Annotated in this window: 19 protein-coding genes; 6 read left to right on the top strand and 13 right to left on the bottom strand. The window is 40.2% G+C overall.

Annotated features, from left to right (window positions below; translation table 11 throughout):
• Positions 1 to 81: 81 nt before the first annotated feature.
• Together VCASEI_RS09045 and VCASEI_RS09040 are read right to left on the bottom strand one after the other, a co-directional pair.
• Positions 82 to 1,233 carry an iron-containing alcohol dehydrogenase gene (locus VCASEI_RS09045; RefSeq protein ID WP_086962654.1) on the bottom strand — a complete coding sequence of 384 codons (1,152 nt, stop codon included), beginning with the start codon at positions 1,231 to 1,233 and terminating at the stop codon, positions 82 to 84.
• A gap of 158 nt (positions 1,234 to 1,391) precedes the next feature.
• Positions 1,392 to 2,411, bottom strand: a complete 1,020-nt coding sequence (locus tag VCASEI_RS09040) for an NADP-dependent oxidoreductase (RefSeq protein ID WP_086962652.1) — start codon at positions 2,409 to 2,411, stop codon at positions 1,392 to 1,394.
• A 109-nt stretch (positions 2,412 to 2,520) separates the two neighbouring features.
• Here VCASEI_RS09040 and VCASEI_RS09035 point away from each other — a divergent pair, with 109 nt between their 5' ends.
• The gene (locus VCASEI_RS09035) at positions 2,521 to 3,450 is read left to right on the top strand and encodes a LysR family transcriptional regulator (RefSeq protein ID WP_089111118.1); all 930 of its coding nucleotides are present in this window, start codon (positions 2,521 to 2,523) and stop codon (positions 3,448 to 3,450) included.
• Positions 3,451 to 3,466: 16 nt separating this feature from the next.
• Here VCASEI_RS09035 and VCASEI_RS09030 read toward each other — a convergent pair whose 3' ends face one another.
• From VCASEI_RS09030 to bepA, 4 genes are read right to left on the bottom strand one after another with little or no spacing between them, the layout of a single operon-like run.
• The gene (locus VCASEI_RS09030; RefSeq protein ID WP_089111119.1) at positions 3,467 to 3,892 is read right to left on the bottom strand and encodes a DUF2069 domain-containing protein; all 426 of its coding nucleotides are present in this window, start codon (positions 3,890 to 3,892) and stop codon (positions 3,467 to 3,469) included.
• A 13-nt stretch (positions 3,893 to 3,905) separates the two neighbouring features.
• On the bottom strand, positions 3,906 to 4,517 hold the full coding sequence (gene wrbA / locus VCASEI_RS09025) for an NAD(P)H:quinone oxidoreductase (protein WP_086962646.1): 612 nt from the start codon (positions 4,515 to 4,517) through the stop codon (positions 3,906 to 3,908).
• Positions 4,514 to 4,864, bottom strand: coding sequence for an arsenate reductase (glutaredoxin) (gene arsC, locus VCASEI_RS09020; protein ID WP_089111120.1), 351 nt, complete (start codon positions 4,862 to 4,864; stop codon positions 4,514 to 4,516). Before arsC ends, wrbA begins: the two co-directional genes overlap by 4 nt.
• A 47-nt stretch (positions 4,865 to 4,911) precedes the next feature.
• Positions 4,912 to 6,363 (bottom strand): beta-barrel assembly-enhancing protease, encoded by a 1,452-nt coding sequence (bepA, locus tag VCASEI_RS09015; protein ID WP_089111121.1) that lies wholly within the window; start codon positions 6,361 to 6,363, stop codon positions 4,912 to 4,914.
• Positions 6,364 to 6,486: 123 nt separating this feature from the next.
• Here bepA and VCASEI_RS19880 point away from each other — a divergent pair, with 123 nt between their 5' ends.
• Entirely contained in the window at positions 6,487 to 6,717 is a 231-nt protein-coding gene (locus VCASEI_RS19880; protein ID WP_086962640.1) for a sulfurtransferase TusA family protein, read from the top strand.
• Entirely contained in the window at positions 6,717 to 7,784 is a 1,068-nt protein-coding gene (locus tag VCASEI_RS09005; RefSeq protein ID WP_089111122.1) for an AI-2E family transporter, read from the top strand. The genes VCASEI_RS19880 and VCASEI_RS09005 overlap by 1 nt, the downstream gene beginning before the upstream one ends.
• Positions 7,785 to 7,910: 126 nt before the next feature.
• Here VCASEI_RS09005 and bcp read toward each other — a convergent pair whose 3' ends face one another.
• Positions 7,911 to 8,381, bottom strand: a complete 471-nt coding sequence (gene bcp / locus VCASEI_RS09000; RefSeq protein WP_086962636.1) for a thioredoxin-dependent thiol peroxidase — start codon at positions 8,379 to 8,381, stop codon at positions 7,911 to 7,913.
• A 46-nt stretch (positions 8,382 to 8,427) separates the two neighbouring features.
• Positions 8,428 to 8,976, bottom strand: coding sequence for a glycine cleavage system protein R (locus VCASEI_RS08995; protein ID WP_086962634.1), 549 nt, complete (start codon positions 8,974 to 8,976; stop codon positions 8,428 to 8,430).
• 255 nt (positions 8,977 to 9,231) lie between these two features.
• On the opposite strand from VCASEI_RS08995, the gene dapA reads away from it, so the two are divergent.
• Complete coding sequence (gene dapA / locus VCASEI_RS08990; protein ID WP_089111123.1) at positions 9,232 to 10,110, top strand: 4-hydroxy-tetrahydrodipicolinate synthase; 879 nt, start codon at positions 9,232 to 9,234, stop codon at positions 10,108 to 10,110.
• A gap of 54 nt (positions 10,111 to 10,164) precedes the next feature.
• Positions 10,165 to 11,205, top strand: coding sequence for an outer membrane protein assembly factor BamC (gene bamC / locus VCASEI_RS08985; protein ID WP_089111124.1), 1,041 nt, complete (start codon positions 10,165 to 10,167; stop codon positions 11,203 to 11,205).
• A 73-nt stretch (positions 11,206 to 11,278) separates the two neighbouring features.
• Here bamC and VCASEI_RS08980 read toward each other — a convergent pair whose 3' ends face one another.
• From VCASEI_RS08980 to VCASEI_RS08965, 4 genes are read right to left on the bottom strand one after another with little or no spacing between them, the layout of a single operon-like run.
• Entirely contained in the window at positions 11,279 to 11,515 is a 237-nt protein-coding gene (locus VCASEI_RS08980; RefSeq protein ID WP_181856005.1) for a DUF2897 domain-containing protein, read from the bottom strand.
• Positions 11,516 to 11,529: 14 nt separating this feature from the next.
• On the bottom strand, positions 11,530 to 12,225 hold the full coding sequence (locus VCASEI_RS08975) for a M15 family metallopeptidase (RefSeq protein ID WP_089111136.1): 696 nt from the start codon (positions 12,223 to 12,225) through the stop codon (positions 11,530 to 11,532).
• The gene (gene dapE, locus VCASEI_RS08970) at positions 12,225 to 13,358 is read right to left on the bottom strand and encodes a succinyl-diaminopimelate desuccinylase (RefSeq protein WP_089111125.1); all 1,134 of its coding nucleotides are present in this window, start codon (positions 13,356 to 13,358) and stop codon (positions 12,225 to 12,227) included. The genes VCASEI_RS08975 and dapE overlap by 1 nt, the downstream gene beginning before the upstream one ends.
• A 13-nt stretch (positions 13,359 to 13,371) precedes the next feature.
• Positions 13,372 to 13,719, bottom strand: coding sequence for an ArsC family reductase (locus VCASEI_RS08965; protein WP_086962625.1), 348 nt, complete (start codon positions 13,717 to 13,719; stop codon positions 13,372 to 13,374).
• 248 nt (positions 13,720 to 13,967) lie between these two features.
• Between VCASEI_RS08965 and VCASEI_RS08960 the strand changes: the two genes are divergently transcribed.
• Entirely contained in the window at positions 13,968 to 14,249 is a 282-nt protein-coding gene (locus tag VCASEI_RS08960; protein WP_086962623.1) for a helix-turn-helix domain-containing protein, read from the top strand.
• Here the strand turns inward: VCASEI_RS08960 and VCASEI_RS08955 are convergent.
• A complete protein-coding gene (locus VCASEI_RS08955; protein ID WP_086962621.1) occupies positions 14,246 to 14,584 on the bottom strand; it encodes a DUF2956 domain-containing protein in 339 nt (112 codons plus the stop codon). The two genes, VCASEI_RS08960 and VCASEI_RS08955, sit on opposite strands and share 4 nt — an antisense overlap.
• Between the last annotated feature and the right edge of the window lie 16 nt (positions 14,585 to 14,600).

The following is a 14,600-nucleotide window of genomic DNA, read 5'->3' as shown; positions in this document are numbered from 1 at the left end:
AAGAGAGCATTTATTCAAAGCCAAGATGCGAATCAGAAGCCCTGAATAATTTTGTATATTACAGATTTTTTTCTTATTGGATTAAAGCGCGGTTTCGTACACTTGACGAGAACGAGCTAAATCGATAGAACCATTTTCACCAAGCTTCGTCATTCCGTGAGCTTCTAAACTGCTCATTGCAGTATCAACGTCAGCTTGACCAAGATCGATTTCACCTAAAGACACAGGCGTTTTCATTTGAGAGAAAAATTGCTTGGTTCTCTCAATTGCAGCATCGATACGTACGTCGTCTGAACCTTCAGTGATATTCCAAATGCGTTCAGCATATTGAAGTAACTTCGCTTTTTTCTCTTCGCGGCACACTTGCATGATGGCTGGAAGAACGATAGTTAAACTACGACCGTGATCCACACCAAAGTTACCGGTAAGCTCATGCCCAATCATGTGTGTCGCCCAATCTTGAGGAACACCAACACCAATTAAGCCGCTTAGTGCTTGAGTCGCTGCCCACATAACGTTGGTTCGAGCTTCGATGTCTTGTAGATTATCGATAAGCTTTGGACCTTCTTCGATAAGTGTAAGCAAGATACCTTCAGCAAAACGATCTTGGATTTTCGCATTAGCAGGGTAAGTTAAGTATTGCTCCATCACATGAACAAAAGCATCGACTACACCGTTTGAGGTTTGACGCTCAGAAAGGCTTAATGTGGTTTGAGGATCTAAAACCGCAAATTGAGGACGAACTAACGGATTGCCGAAAGCCAGTTTGTCTTTACCACGAGTCACAACCGCACCAACGTTGGTCTCAGAGCCCGTTGCTGGCAGTGTTAAAATACAGCCTAAAGGCAGAGCTGATTCGATTGGCGCGTGTTTTGCCAGAATATCCCATGCTTCTTCACCTTCGAAATTTACTGCCGCAGCAATAAATTTGGTACCATCGACGACAGAACCACCGCCAACCGCAAGCAGGTAATCAAAGCCTTCTGCGCGAATGCGTTCAACGGCTTTCATTAATGTGTCGTATTGTGGGTTTGGCTCAATGCCAGAAAATTCATCCCAGTTATGTTCGCTCAAAGCGGCAACAACTTGATCGTAAACCCCATTGCCTTTGATTGAACCACCACCATAAGTAACCAAGATTTTTTTGTCTTTTGGTATATCATTAGCAATGGCTGCGATTTGACCTTGGCCGAAATGAATGCGAGTGGTGTTTTCATAACTAAAGTTGTTCATGTATTGCTCCTGTGTATTAATTTTTATTAATATTAAGCAAAGTAGTTGATGTTGCAGTGAGGCAGCAAGTAAGTGAAGCCCCATGAGCTTAGCTTGTCTAAGTGATTGGGGTGAACGAACGCGGCTAACAAAGCTGTAACTTCAAATACGAAGCATAATTAAAGTTGGATCAACATCTTTCCTATATTCTCGCCTTTAAATAAACCTAGAAAGGCTTTAGGCATAGATTCAATGCCTTTGCGGGTCGTTTCTTTCCAACTAATTTTACCTTCTGCAGCCCACTGGCTAAGTTGAGCCACATAATTAGGGTAGTGCTCCCAATGATCTGAGACGATAAAACCTTGTATTTTTAAGCTTTTCTTTACAATGTTAGCGAGATTGTTTGGCCCTGCTTGGGCATCTTCTAGGTTGTACAGGTCGATCATGCCGCATACAGCCATGCGTCCATAACGATTGAGTAGATTTAACGCCGCTTCTAGGTGATCGCCCCCGACGTTTTCATAACAAACATCCACGCCATTTGGGCAATGTTGTGCAAGGGCTCTTTCTAGTTCTGCAGCATTGTTATAATCTTTATAATTGATGACGGCATCGACACCTAATGACTTTAGCCACTCAACTTTTTCTGTGCTGCCAGCACTGCCAACAACGCGACAGCCTTTAATCTTAGCAAATTGACACACTAGGCTGCCTACTGCACCAGACGCCGCAGAGACTAAAACGGTATCGCCTTCTTTTACTTCACCAATAATATTTAAGCCAACCCAAGCGGTTAAACCAGGCATACCTGCAACACCAAGGAAGCTTTGTTCAGGCAATGATGTTTCAGGTAGCTTTTGCACCATATCACCATTAGAAACCGCATATTCACGCCAACCTAGCATGCTGTTGACTTTATCTCCGACTTTAAAGTCTGGGTGTTGGGATTCGATGACTTCGCCAATGGCAGAGCCTTGCATTAGTTCGCCTAATTTAAATGGAGGCACGTAACTTTCTGCATCACTCATGCGACCTCGCATGTAAGGATCAACCGATAACCAGAGGTTCTTGATGACAAACTGACCTTGAGAGATTGGCGCTAGGCTCTGCGTTTGTAGCTCAAAACAGTCAAGTGTTGGCATTCCATTGGGGCGTTGTTTGAGAGCGTAGCCGCGACTTGTTATTGATTGCTTTGACATAATGATTCCTTATGAACATAAAGAAGTGAAATTGAGTTGATATAGTAGGCTTATAAGTATTATATTCCTAATGCATAAAACTAATTATAGAAATGATTTAGGATCATAAATGTCAAAACTTAATCAAGTGGATTTAAATCTATTAGTTGCTTTGCAAGCTTTGCTGCGAACTCGAAGTGTGACTAAAGCTGCGATTCAACTGAATGTTACCCAATCTGCGATGAGTCGAACCTTACAGAGATTACGTCATCAATTTGGCGATCCTTTATTTGTGCGTAGTCGTGGTGGGCTATTACCAACAGAACGAGCACAAAGCCTAGCAACAAGTTTAGATTGTTTATTACAAGATGCTGAATCGTTGTTGAGCCCAGCAGAATTTGAGCCATCAAAAGCCAGCACTCAGTTTACTTTTGTCATGAGTGATTTCTTTTCGCAAGTCTTTATGCCATCGGTATATCAAGAGTTATTTCAGCAAGCGCCAAACATGAAAATCCGTTGCTTAAATTATCAACCGAATATGATGGAAATGCTGGCGTTAGGTGAAGCGGATTTAGGTTTTAGTAGTTTATCGGGTACTGTTTCTGCTGATATTTATGCACAAAAATTAGGTCAAGATAGGCTCGTGACCATAATGAGAAAAGACCACCCGTTAGCGCAACAAGAACTGACGTTAGAGCGTTATTGCCAAGCATCGCATGCACTGATTACAATGGGAGGAGACCATCTCGGTACGATTGATATTGCATTGGCTAAATTGGGCCATAAAAGAAATGTGGTATTGCGTATGCCGCATTTTACTGCCGCCCCTCATGCTATTGCGAAAACAGATTTATTGCTGACCTTACCTGGTTGTTTAGCTCGACATATGGCGAATGAGTTAGATTTGGTGATTGTCCCGCCGCCATTAGAGATCCCAGCGTTCACTTATCATCTTGTCTGGCACGCTAGGCAACATAATAATATTGCCCATCGTTGGTTACGCCAAGAGTTACAACAAGTGATTACTCAAAGTTGCTTAGAAGGAAGCTGCTTGGAGTGAGGCTTCGTTTATGTCTTTAATGTTTTTTCTCAAATCGCGCTTTTTCTTGTTTTTCGACGATAGAAAGGCGCGTAAGTTTTAAACCGAGTTGTTTGCCTTTATCTCTCGCATATAAAATATTTGCCACAAAGCTTAGAGATGTTAGAACCAGTTCTACAGCGCCGAGCCAACGTTCGCCTTCATCGATATATAAAATGGTGAGAGAATGAAGGAAATAGAACATTAAGATAAAGTTAGCCCATGCATGGGTGTAAGGCTTCCCTTTTAGAATACCAAGTAATGGTAATAGTAAAGGGATACTCCAAGCGACAGTCACACCGATAAAATTGATGTCTTGATGTGGTGAAATAAAGGCGTGCCAAATAACAACCCAAGTCAATAACATAAGATAACTTGTTAAGGCAAGGTATCGGGTTCGTGGAAGTGATGGTATATCAGTCATTTTATTGTTCTTATTATGGTTGAGATAAAGTCGATAACTGGAGTGCTACAGCGACTCTTGCTAATCGTTGGCCTTGTGAGAATGCAAGTTCAGCCACCTGCTTATCTAAATTTGCATGGCCTTCTTTTGACACGGAGCTTGCACCATAAGGGGTTCCACCTTTAAAACTGCTGTGTAGGTTTGGCTCAGAGTAGGGGATCCCCATGACAAGCATACCGTGGTGAAATAAAGGCAAGGTCATCGATTGTAACGTTGTTTCTTGTCCTCCATGTGGTGATGAAGAAGACGTAAACACACAAGCTGGCTTATCTATTAAGTTACCTGATACCCATAAGCTGGTGGTTTGATCCCAAAAGTGCTTCATAGCAGCACTCATATTACCAAACCAAACTGGGCTTCCAACAGCCAATCCATGACATGCTTTCAATTCTTGAATATCAATAATAGGATCCGATGGCGTTACGGCACGCCCTGAGTCTATTTCTGGTACCGTTCTTAGTGTCGCTTGACATTGAGGGATGGAGGCTACCCCTCGTGCAATGTGCCGTGCTAGCTGCTGGGTTGTCCCATGTCGGCTGTGGTATAAAACAATAATGTTGATATTGTTTTGCTCGTGATAACTCATAAAATTTCTAACACTTGTTCAGGTGGACGACCTAGGCGAGCTTGACCATTGGCAATAACAATTGGGCGTTCAATCAATTTAGGGTTGGTATGCATGGCTTCAAATAATTGATCGTCGGTTAAATTTTCATCTTTTAAATTCAATTCTTTATAGAGATCTTCTTTGGTACGCATCATCTCGCGCACATGATGAAAGCCCAGCTGTTGAAATATTTTTTTAAGGCTTGCGACACTAGGGGGCGTGTCCAAATATTTTATCACTTCAGGTTCAATGCCTTTGTCGATCAGTAAATCGAATGTGTGGCGGCTTTTTGAACATCTTGGATTGTGGTAAATAGCGACAGACATGATATTTCCTTTTTCTAATTTAATAGCTACTTTTTCTAATTCAATAGTTATTTTAGGGCTGCAAAACGTTGTTGCTCAATACGCAGCTGATCGATTCGAGCATCATACCTTGCTTGTTGCAAGCTACCTAGTTTTGCTAGTTGACTCGCGCGAGTGTAGCGCTTAATTGCTTTATTCCAATCGGCACGCAATGCGAGCAATTCTGCTTGTGCTGCCAGTTGTTCAGCTTCATTTGCAAGATTGCTATTCGCATCGGCGAGTAATGACCAACCGACGGTTTCATCCGGATGATCATGAGTAAAACGCTGTAAGATAGTCAGTGCTTCTTTACTTCGGTTCGCCTCCATCAATACATTGGCGTAGTTAATTGTGAGGACAGAATTATTCGGCTTGCGTTGTAAACCTTTTTTGAGCAGAGCGATCGCTTTATCGTATTGCTTCGTATTAATGTATAGATCTGATGCGGCATCTAAGTAAAAATTATTGTAAGGATCATTAACTAGTAGCCTCGTTAAAATAGGCTCCGCTTGTGTTGGTTTGCCCGTATCAATGTAGACGAGAGCTTGTCCGTATTCTAAAGTTGGCTTTATCATTGGTGAGGCTTTTTTTAGGTGCCTTGCAAACCAATCAAGTGATTGAGAAGAATCAATTCCAGCATAACGGGCAATGACTCTTGCTTGAGCAAGATGAAAATCTAAAGAGGTTGGTTTACTTACTTTTGGATATTGTTCTGCGCGATTTCGTGCTTCAGTCAAACGTTCTTTTGGTAATGGATGGCTTAATAACATGGGAGGGGGAGTACTGGCATAGCGGTATTGATCAGCAAGATGGCCAAAGAAATTAGGCATGCCTTCCGGGTCGAATCCTGCACGGGCTAAGGTCGCTATACCAAAGCGGTCGGCCTCTTGCTCATTAGACCGAGTATAGTTAATGCTAGCTTGCATTGAACCTGCGGTGGTGGCGTTTATCGCGGCAATACCCGCTTCAGGTGATGCAATTGCAAGTAGTAAAGACCCGACTAAAGCTGCAATAGTTAAAGGAGTATTACGAGCTTGAGCTTCCATATGTCTTGCTAAGTGGCGTTGAGTGATATGCGAAATTTCGTGAGCAAAAACGGAAGCGAGTTCACTTTCATTGTTAGCGTGTAAAAATAATCCAGTATTCGCCACAACGTAGCCACCAAAAAAAGCAAAGGCGTTGACACTACGATCTCGAATTAAGTGAAAATGAAAAGGAGTTTTGACATCATTAGCGTTTGCGACAAGTTTGTGACCTAACGAGGTAATGTATTCATCCAAAACTGGATCACTGATTATTGGGCTGCTGTTTCGTAATATACGCATGTACGCATCGCCGTACTCTAACTCTTGAGCAATAGTCAAAGTGCCGGCGGCGGTTGTGCCAATATCCGGTAAATTTTGGTCTGCGTAAGCGATAGGTTGTACGCAAAGTAATGTCGAAAGACAAATACATGCGGTTGTGCGTAAAAATTGGCGCATATAAGTTAAGCAACATCCGTTTTAAAAATACACTTATGATTAAGACCATAACGTATTTGCTTGGTTTCTTTTTAATATAAAGTATTTACAATGGCGACTCTATCATAAAGATTGAATGGAAAAATGAAAGCAACCCCTTTAGATTTGAGATCACAACGCTGTCCTATGGCTTTATTATTGGCTAAGAGACAATGCGCGCAATTGTCCAATCAAGAAACGTTGACCATTTTATCTACAGACAAGGCATCGATTAACGATATGATTCGATATTTTAACCAGTCACCATTCTCTGTCGAAGTACTTATCCAATCAGAGTGTAGTACTTTGTTGGTCACTAAAAAGGAATCGTTTTAATGTTTGAAATGATTATTCGTTGGTATAAGCGTCGCTTCTCCGATCCTCATGCAGTTAGTCTGGTCGCTATATTATTAGTCGGCTTTATTACTATTTATTTTTTTGGCCATTTAATCGCTCCTTTGTTAGTGGCGATTGTATTGGCTTATTTATTGGAATGGCCTGTTAACCGTCTTTCAAAATTAGGTATTCCAAGAATATTGAATGTTGTTGTGGTCGTGGCATTGTTTATTGGTTTAATGCTACTGGCTTTCTTTGGGCTAGTACCGACGATTTGGAAACAGGTCGCTAGTCTCCTTAATGATTTACCTAGCATGTACACTATGTTCCAAACGTATATCGCGAGTTTACCTAAACGTTATCCTGATTTTGCCAATGTACAGATGATGGAAGTCGTTATGAATAATGCTCAGTCCAAAGTATTGGGAATGGGGGATGCTTTATTACGAGGCTCAATGACTTCTTTACTAAGTATTGCGACACTTGCGGTTTACTTGGTTTTAGTTCCGTTATTGATTTTTTTCTTGCTGAAAGATAAATCAGAGTTGATATCGTTATTAAGTGGTGTCCTACCTAAAAACCGTAAACTTGCTACCAAAGTATGGGATGAAATGCATACTCAAATTTCTAACTATATTCGAGGGAAAGTTGTTGAAATAGTGATTGTTGGTATCGCTACTTATATTGTTTTTATTGTTTTAGGGTTGCGTTATCCTGTTTTATTGGCTGTTGCTGTCGGCTTGTCGGTACTGATCCCTTATATTGGCGCCGTAGCGGTAACTATTCCTGTCGCGTTAGTTGCGTTATTCCAATGGGGACTTGAACCTCAGTTTTATTGGTTAATGATTGCTTATGGGATCGTGCAAATGCTGGATGGTAATGTATTGGTTCCCATTTTATTTTCAGAAGCAGTGAATTTACATCCAGTCGCTATTATTGTTGCTGTGTTGGTATTTGGCGGTTTATGGGGGTTCTGGGGCGTCTTTTTTGCCATACCATTGGCGACTTTGGTTAAAGCAGTGTGGAATGCTTTGCCAAGTATTGATACCAATGTCGAAGAGTCTTAAAGCTCTTAATTATGCCGTGTATTAAACAATCATGCCCAGATAGTTAACTATCTGGGCATGATTATATGAAAGGCTGTTATTTTCAATCAGAAAACGAAAAACAACATCTGGTGTCGGTATTAAAAATTAAGCGTTACCTTGAAAGTAGCTTAAAACTACTTCATGGTGATCTTTGGTCTTAAATTTATTGAAGACGTGTTCAATCGTGCCATTTTCGTCGATTAAGAAACTAATACGATGCAAACCATCATAAGTTTTTCCCATGAATTTTTTTTCACCCCAAACTCCAAATTGTTCCGCTACCGTGTGATCTTCATCAGAAAGAAGTGTGAAATTTAAATTGTCACGTTCAATAAACTTACCTAAACGTTTGACTGGATCAATACTCACGCCTAATACGACTATGTTGAGGGCATCTAATGATTCTTTTATATCACGCAAGCCTTGTGCTTGAACTGTACATCCTGGAGTCATAGCTTTAGGGTAAAAATAGAATAATATTTTTTTACCTTTAAAATCCGCTAAAGAAATGGTATTTCCATCTTGATCTAAAAGAGAAAATTCTGGCGCTGGTGAGCCTGCCGTTAATGTTTTCATTATTTATTCCTTAATACATTCAGTTTATTTAAATTGGGATTCAGTGCTAATTCGTATTGGCCATAATATCTATAGACCCTTTAACAGAGAGGGTTTTGCACCATGAGTCAAAATTGTTGGTTAATGATTGAGGTTGAAAATCCATGTCAGAGAATCCAGACATTGTAATAACAAATTGGCTCACCTCATTTATTGAAGGCGCAGTTTCTGGGTTAAGGGTTTGTGCGCTCAGTTCGGAAATACTGATATTTTGTTCGGAAAAAAATTGAGTAAATGCATCGGTCAGCCCTAATCGATCATCGGATTTTACTGAAGCTTCAATTTTATAAGTGTAATGAGTTGCTTGATGAGGGGCGGTACGCTTCATTATGACCATTAAATCGTGTTCAGAACTCATTGATGGTAATAATGTTTCCGTTTTTGTAATAGCATTCATATCGCCAGATATTAGCATTATTAGCGTGAATTCTTTACCAAACAACGCCATTCTACTATCAATGATGTTACAACCTGATTGCGTTACCAATTTTGTTAAACGGTTACAAATTCCTGGTCTGTCAGAACCAACCGCAGTAATCACTAAATGATGAATCATAATTCCATCGTCCATACTGAAAGGGAAACACATAAAAATATTACCACAAATAGGAAGTCACGTTATCCCTCTCTCTGCAAAAGCCTTAAACTTCATTGATGTGTGCTTGTTTGTTTTGATTGTTCAGTGCTTTATGCCTCTAATTTAGAGTTATGCAATTATTTCGTTATAAATATTCAGAAAGCAAGCTTGAGCTCTTGTCTTTATTAAGGTGGTTAAAGTAACATGCTAGAAGAATTCTATAAGGAGAGAAGCATGTTCTCAGGAAGTATTGTTGCACTAGTTACGCCTTTTAACCATAGCGATGAAGTCGATTACGATAGCCTTAAAAACCTAGTGGAATATCATATCAAATCGGGTTCAAGCGGTATTGTTGCTGTTGGAACAACCGGCGAATCTGCCACACTAACCGTTGAAGAGCATGTGAAGGTTGTGAATAAGGTCGTGGAGTTTGCTGCGGGCCGTATTCCTATTATTGCTGGGACTGGCGCAAATGCCACGCATGAAGCTGTTACCTTTAGCCGTTTACTGAATGACTCTGGAGTTTCTGGGTGTTTAAGTGTGACGCCGTATTATAATAAACCAACTCAAGAAGGTTTGTATCAGCACTATAAAGCCATTGCTGAAGTCAGTGAAGTTCCTGTTATTCTTTATAATGTACCAGGACGCACGGCCGTCGATTTGTTGCCAGAGACAGTAGGTCGCTTATCCCATTTGGATAAAATCGTTGGCATTAAAGATGCAACAGGCGATTTATCACGAGTTGAAAAGTTCCGTGAACTTTGTGGTGAAGATTTTATCTTACTCAGTGGAGATGATGCGACGGGGTTAGATTTTGTTAAGCGTGGTGGTAACGGTGTTATTTCTGTGACGAACAATATTGCTGCTGCAGAAATGGCTCAAATGTTTAAGCTTGCAGCAGAAGGCAAAATTGAAGAAGCTGAAAAGATTAACCAAAAACTGATGCCTTTGCATAAACATTTATTCATTGAATCAAGCCCTATTCCCGTTAAGTGGGTCGCTCATCAACTTGGGTTAATTGCACAAGGCTATCTACGATTACCGTTAACTGAGTTGAGTGAATCAGGTAAAGTTATCGTAGCGCAAGCAGTTAAAGATGCAGGTATTCAATAAGAAACTTGAGGCGATTGATTGCCTCATACTTGATTTCTAGGAGTTGTAATTGATATGAAATTTTCTCATCAGCTAGTTGTTAGTTCTCTAGCTGTTCTAGTATTGTCAGCGTGTGCTGGGGATCCGGAAAAACGCCGACAAGCTAAAGATGATTTTGCTTATTTAGATACAACTTTAGATCAACCTTGGGTTACCCCTGCTGATGCGCAACCCCAGTTTTATCCTCAGTATAATATCCCTAAAGGAAATTATACTGGGAAAACTGGGCCTAACGTTGATATTCGCCCACCACAGCAAGTATTAGAGCTTATTCCGGGTGCTCGCGTTGAAAAAGTAAATAATGATGTCACCATGTGGTTGATCAGCCAAGATGAACTGAATAAGGTGTGGGATTTAATCCATACTGTGTCGAATCAAAAAGGCATTAAGTTTAGAACTGATACAGCAACAACGATTGAAACGGATTGGGTGAATTTAAGCGCTGAGGATGAGTCTTTTCCTATTGCTGGGCGTTATTTGATTAACCGTCTAGAAACGCTGGGTCGATATGGCTTTAAAGTTTCTCTTATTGAATTTCGAGAAAATGATAAAGATGTCAAACTGGATTCGGATATAAAAGATCGTTATTCCAGTAATATGGTGAATTACATTACTAATCAGTATGACAAACAAGTCACTGAAGAGGCTCGTATTCGAGCACTAGAGTTGGTGAATAAAGTACCTGTCACCATGGGTAGTGATAGAAGTGGTTTACCGGTTATTATCGCTAGAGCCCCGTATGATTTAGTATGGGGTAAGCTTGATACAATTTTACCTCAGATTGGTTTTGCCGTTGATGATAAAAACCGTTCACAAGGTACAATAGAGACGAAGTATTCTGCACCAGATAATGAAGTTTGGCAGAAGTTTGATGTGGAACCACTGACGCTTAAGAGCCGTAAATATACGTTCTTAGTCGGGGATTTAGATAACCGAACTTCTATTAATGTGACCGATGCTGATGGTAAGCCAATCTCGCAAGATGAATTACAAAGTTTGAGCCCCGTGCTTCAAGAGTTGTTTGATTCGAGTAAAGGCAGCATTTCTTCCAATTAGTCTCGTATATTCACTTTTGTTGAAATAAAAAACACCGTATTGATATACGGTGTTTTTTATAAATGAAATAAATCTATTTTTTGCTGTTTTTACTTTCTTCAGAGTCACTTTTGGACGATGCCTCTTGAGTGTCTTCGGTATCTTTTTCTTTGTATATTTCGATTAGTTTATCTAAATCTGATTTTTTGTTCGGGTTCTTTCTTACTAGGTTGGATTGCCCTAAGTACTTCATGGACGCTAAATTACCCACGATAAACACGATGATAATGATGCTTATTACCCAAGGGTTCAATAAAAAATCTAAATCCATATTGCCTACTTATTCTATAAAGCGGAAGGAGGGGTAATGTTTATTATAAATCGATTGTAGAGCATTTCGATATTTGAAAGGGCAGTTTCAACGCCTAAAAATGGGTATTGATTCCAAATCATGGCGAGTTTATCTACAGTGATTTGTTCGTTCATATAGGAGCTAATCTGTTGATGGCTGATGTGCCAGGGTTCAATTGCTACCCCACCAAGATCTTTTTGATAAGGGAGGTAGAAATCGAACGTTGGAAGAGTCTCTGATAACCATTGAGAAAACTCGGCTTGATGACCGCTTTGGTATTCCCAAGGTTCTAGTTTTAGTTCTACTCCTTTAGGTAAACAATTTCGTGCATAAACATCCAACTCACAACCCCAATGATGTCGGCTTGCCCCCGGTAAAGCAGACCAGCGCATAATAGCCACTATCTTTTCGAAATCGTTTAGTAAGTTGGTATTGAGAGGGTGACTATTGTTATCGAGAATCGGTTTCTGACCATTGAATTTATTATTCCAAATTGTGGCTTGTTTATGATAATCCCGAAAACTGCTCGCAATTGAAAATTCAAACCCATTCACTTGAGCATCTTGAATTAACCCTTCTATTGCAGATTTGGCCGATTTATGGACCAAAAATACTTTCTCACCAACCAAAATTGAGGTGAGGTGAGTTTGGGTTAAACCTGTTAGCTGCTCAAGCGAATAGTGTTTAATCACAATAGACAATTCTCTAGTGTTTTTTGATACATGTCGGTCAGTTTTTCTAAGTCAGAAATTTTGACACATTCGTTTACTTTATGAATGGTCGCATTCACTGGACCCAGCTCTACAACTTGGCTTCCCATTCGTGCAATGAAGCGTCCATCTGACGTGCCGCCAGTTGTCAGGAGCTGAGCCGGCTGATGGTTAACCGCCTTCACAGCTTCGACCACAGCATCAATTAAAGGGCCTTTGTCTGTGAGGAAGGGGTGCCCACTTAATGTCCATTTTAAATCATAGTCTAAGCCATGAGCATCAAGCACAGAATGAACGCGACGTTTAATTTCAATATCAGTCATCTCGGTACTGAAACGGAAGTTGAATTGAACGTGAAATTCACCCGGAATAACATTAGATGCACCGGTTCCAGAAGCCAGATTTGGTATTTGAAAACTGGTTGGCGGGAAGAAGTCATTACCATTATCCCAAGTGGTGGATGCTAACTCAGTTAAGGCTGGTAAAGCTTGATGTACAGGATTGTTGGCCAAGTGAGGGTAAGCAACATGACCTTGTACACCTTTTACTGTTAAATCACCAGTAATAGAGCCTCGGCGGCCATTTTTAATTACATCACCGACTTGATTAGTACTTGATGGCTCACCCACAATACACATGTCAATAATTTCATTACGCGCCATTAAGGTGTCTACCACACGAGTCGTACCGTTAATGAACGGGCCTTCTTCATCGGATGTAATAAGGAATGCGATAGAACCTTTGTGATTTGGGTTTTCTGCTAGAAAGCGCTCAACGGCAACTACCATACAGGCGAGAGAGCCTTTCATATCTGCAGCACCACGCGCATGTAGATAACCGTCGATTATAGTTGGTTCAAATGGTGGAGTACGCCATTGTTCAATCGGCCCTGACGGAACAACGTCGGTGTGCCCAGCAAAAGCGAACAGAGGTGTTTGAGTGCCACGACGAGCCCAAAAGTTTGTTGTATCTTCAAATACCATTATTTCAATATTAAAGCCGAGTTCTTTTAAGCGACTGATCATCAAATCTTGGCAACCTGCATCTTGAGGTGTTACTGATTGACGTTCTAATAAATCTTGCGCGAGGGCAAGTACGGGGCTGTCGGACATCCGTGTAATTTCCTTATTTTAAAAATTCTTCGTATTGAGCTGCTTTAAATCCAATTAAAGCGACAGTATCACTTAGTAAAATAGGACGCTTAATCATGGCTGGCTGCTCTGTTAACAATGCAAGTGCAGTTTTTTCGTTTATATTTAATTTTTGTTCATCGGTGAGTTGCCGAAAAGTGGTTCCTCGTCTATTTAACACCATTTCCCAATCAAATTTGTTAAAAAAAGTACTGACCAGTGCTTCATTAATACCATCTTTACGATAATCGTGAAATTGGTATTCAATACCTTCCGCTTCAAGCCATTTTTTTGCTTTCTTTATGGTGTCACAATTTGGAATGCCATACATGGTGAGCATTATTCGATCCTTTTTTGATTATCTTGATTTTATTGAGTCCATAGAGATTAGCACGTGAAGAGCCTAGACTTTTGAATCGTACACAATTCGTTGAATGAGATAAACCGGATACTGTTAAAAAGGATACTTTGATTTTGATCCTACTCAATATGGTCAAAGACATTTATGTAGATAATATGCAAACCTAAGTGGCATAAATTTTTATTCACTTAGCGTAATCCGTTAATTTATATAAGACTAAGGAGCGCTCGGTGAAACTAAGCCCCGTTTTTGCTAGGCGACTGTATATCGCATTATTAATTCAACATTCAGAACGGCCTAATGTCCCTAAACTTATTGAATTAACAGGGTGGCCAAGAAGAACGATTCAAGATGTCCTTAAAGCTTTACCTGCTATTGGGATTAATCTGTCTTTTATTCAAGATGGCCGTCGTCATAATGATGGTTATTATAGTGTCAAAGATTGGGGGCCTTTTGATGTTAACGTGTTGAATAAATGGCAATCTGACATTGCTCAATATCTTGGTCTCTAGTTATTCTGCATTGTTAGATATAAAGTAAACCCGATCCAGCTTATTGCTAGTAGCGCCCAAGGCAGTTTAGATCGTTTTATATCTTGTGGAGGTTTGCTTGAATCCTCTTGTTGATTATCTAAATGATTTATCGATTTCATTTGTTTTTTCCGTAATTTATCTGCATCACGCTGCTTCTCTTTTTGTTGTTTTTTATACAGGCTGATACCCTTTTCGATTCCTTGAGCAATCAATTTGGTTTGTTCTTTAGTTTGAGCCGGTTTTTGGGTTGCTTTTGCTATCGAGAGTGCTTCTTGTTGAGTTTGTGGTGAAACCGTATTTTTTTGTGATTTCATGGTTTTTATACGACCG

The organism is Vibrio casei, assembly GCF_002218025.2.
GTDB classification, from domain to species: domain Bacteria; phylum Pseudomonadota; class Gammaproteobacteria; order Enterobacterales; family Vibrionaceae; genus Vibrio; species Vibrio casei.
This window is presented reverse-complemented; position numbering and strand designations above follow the sequence as displayed.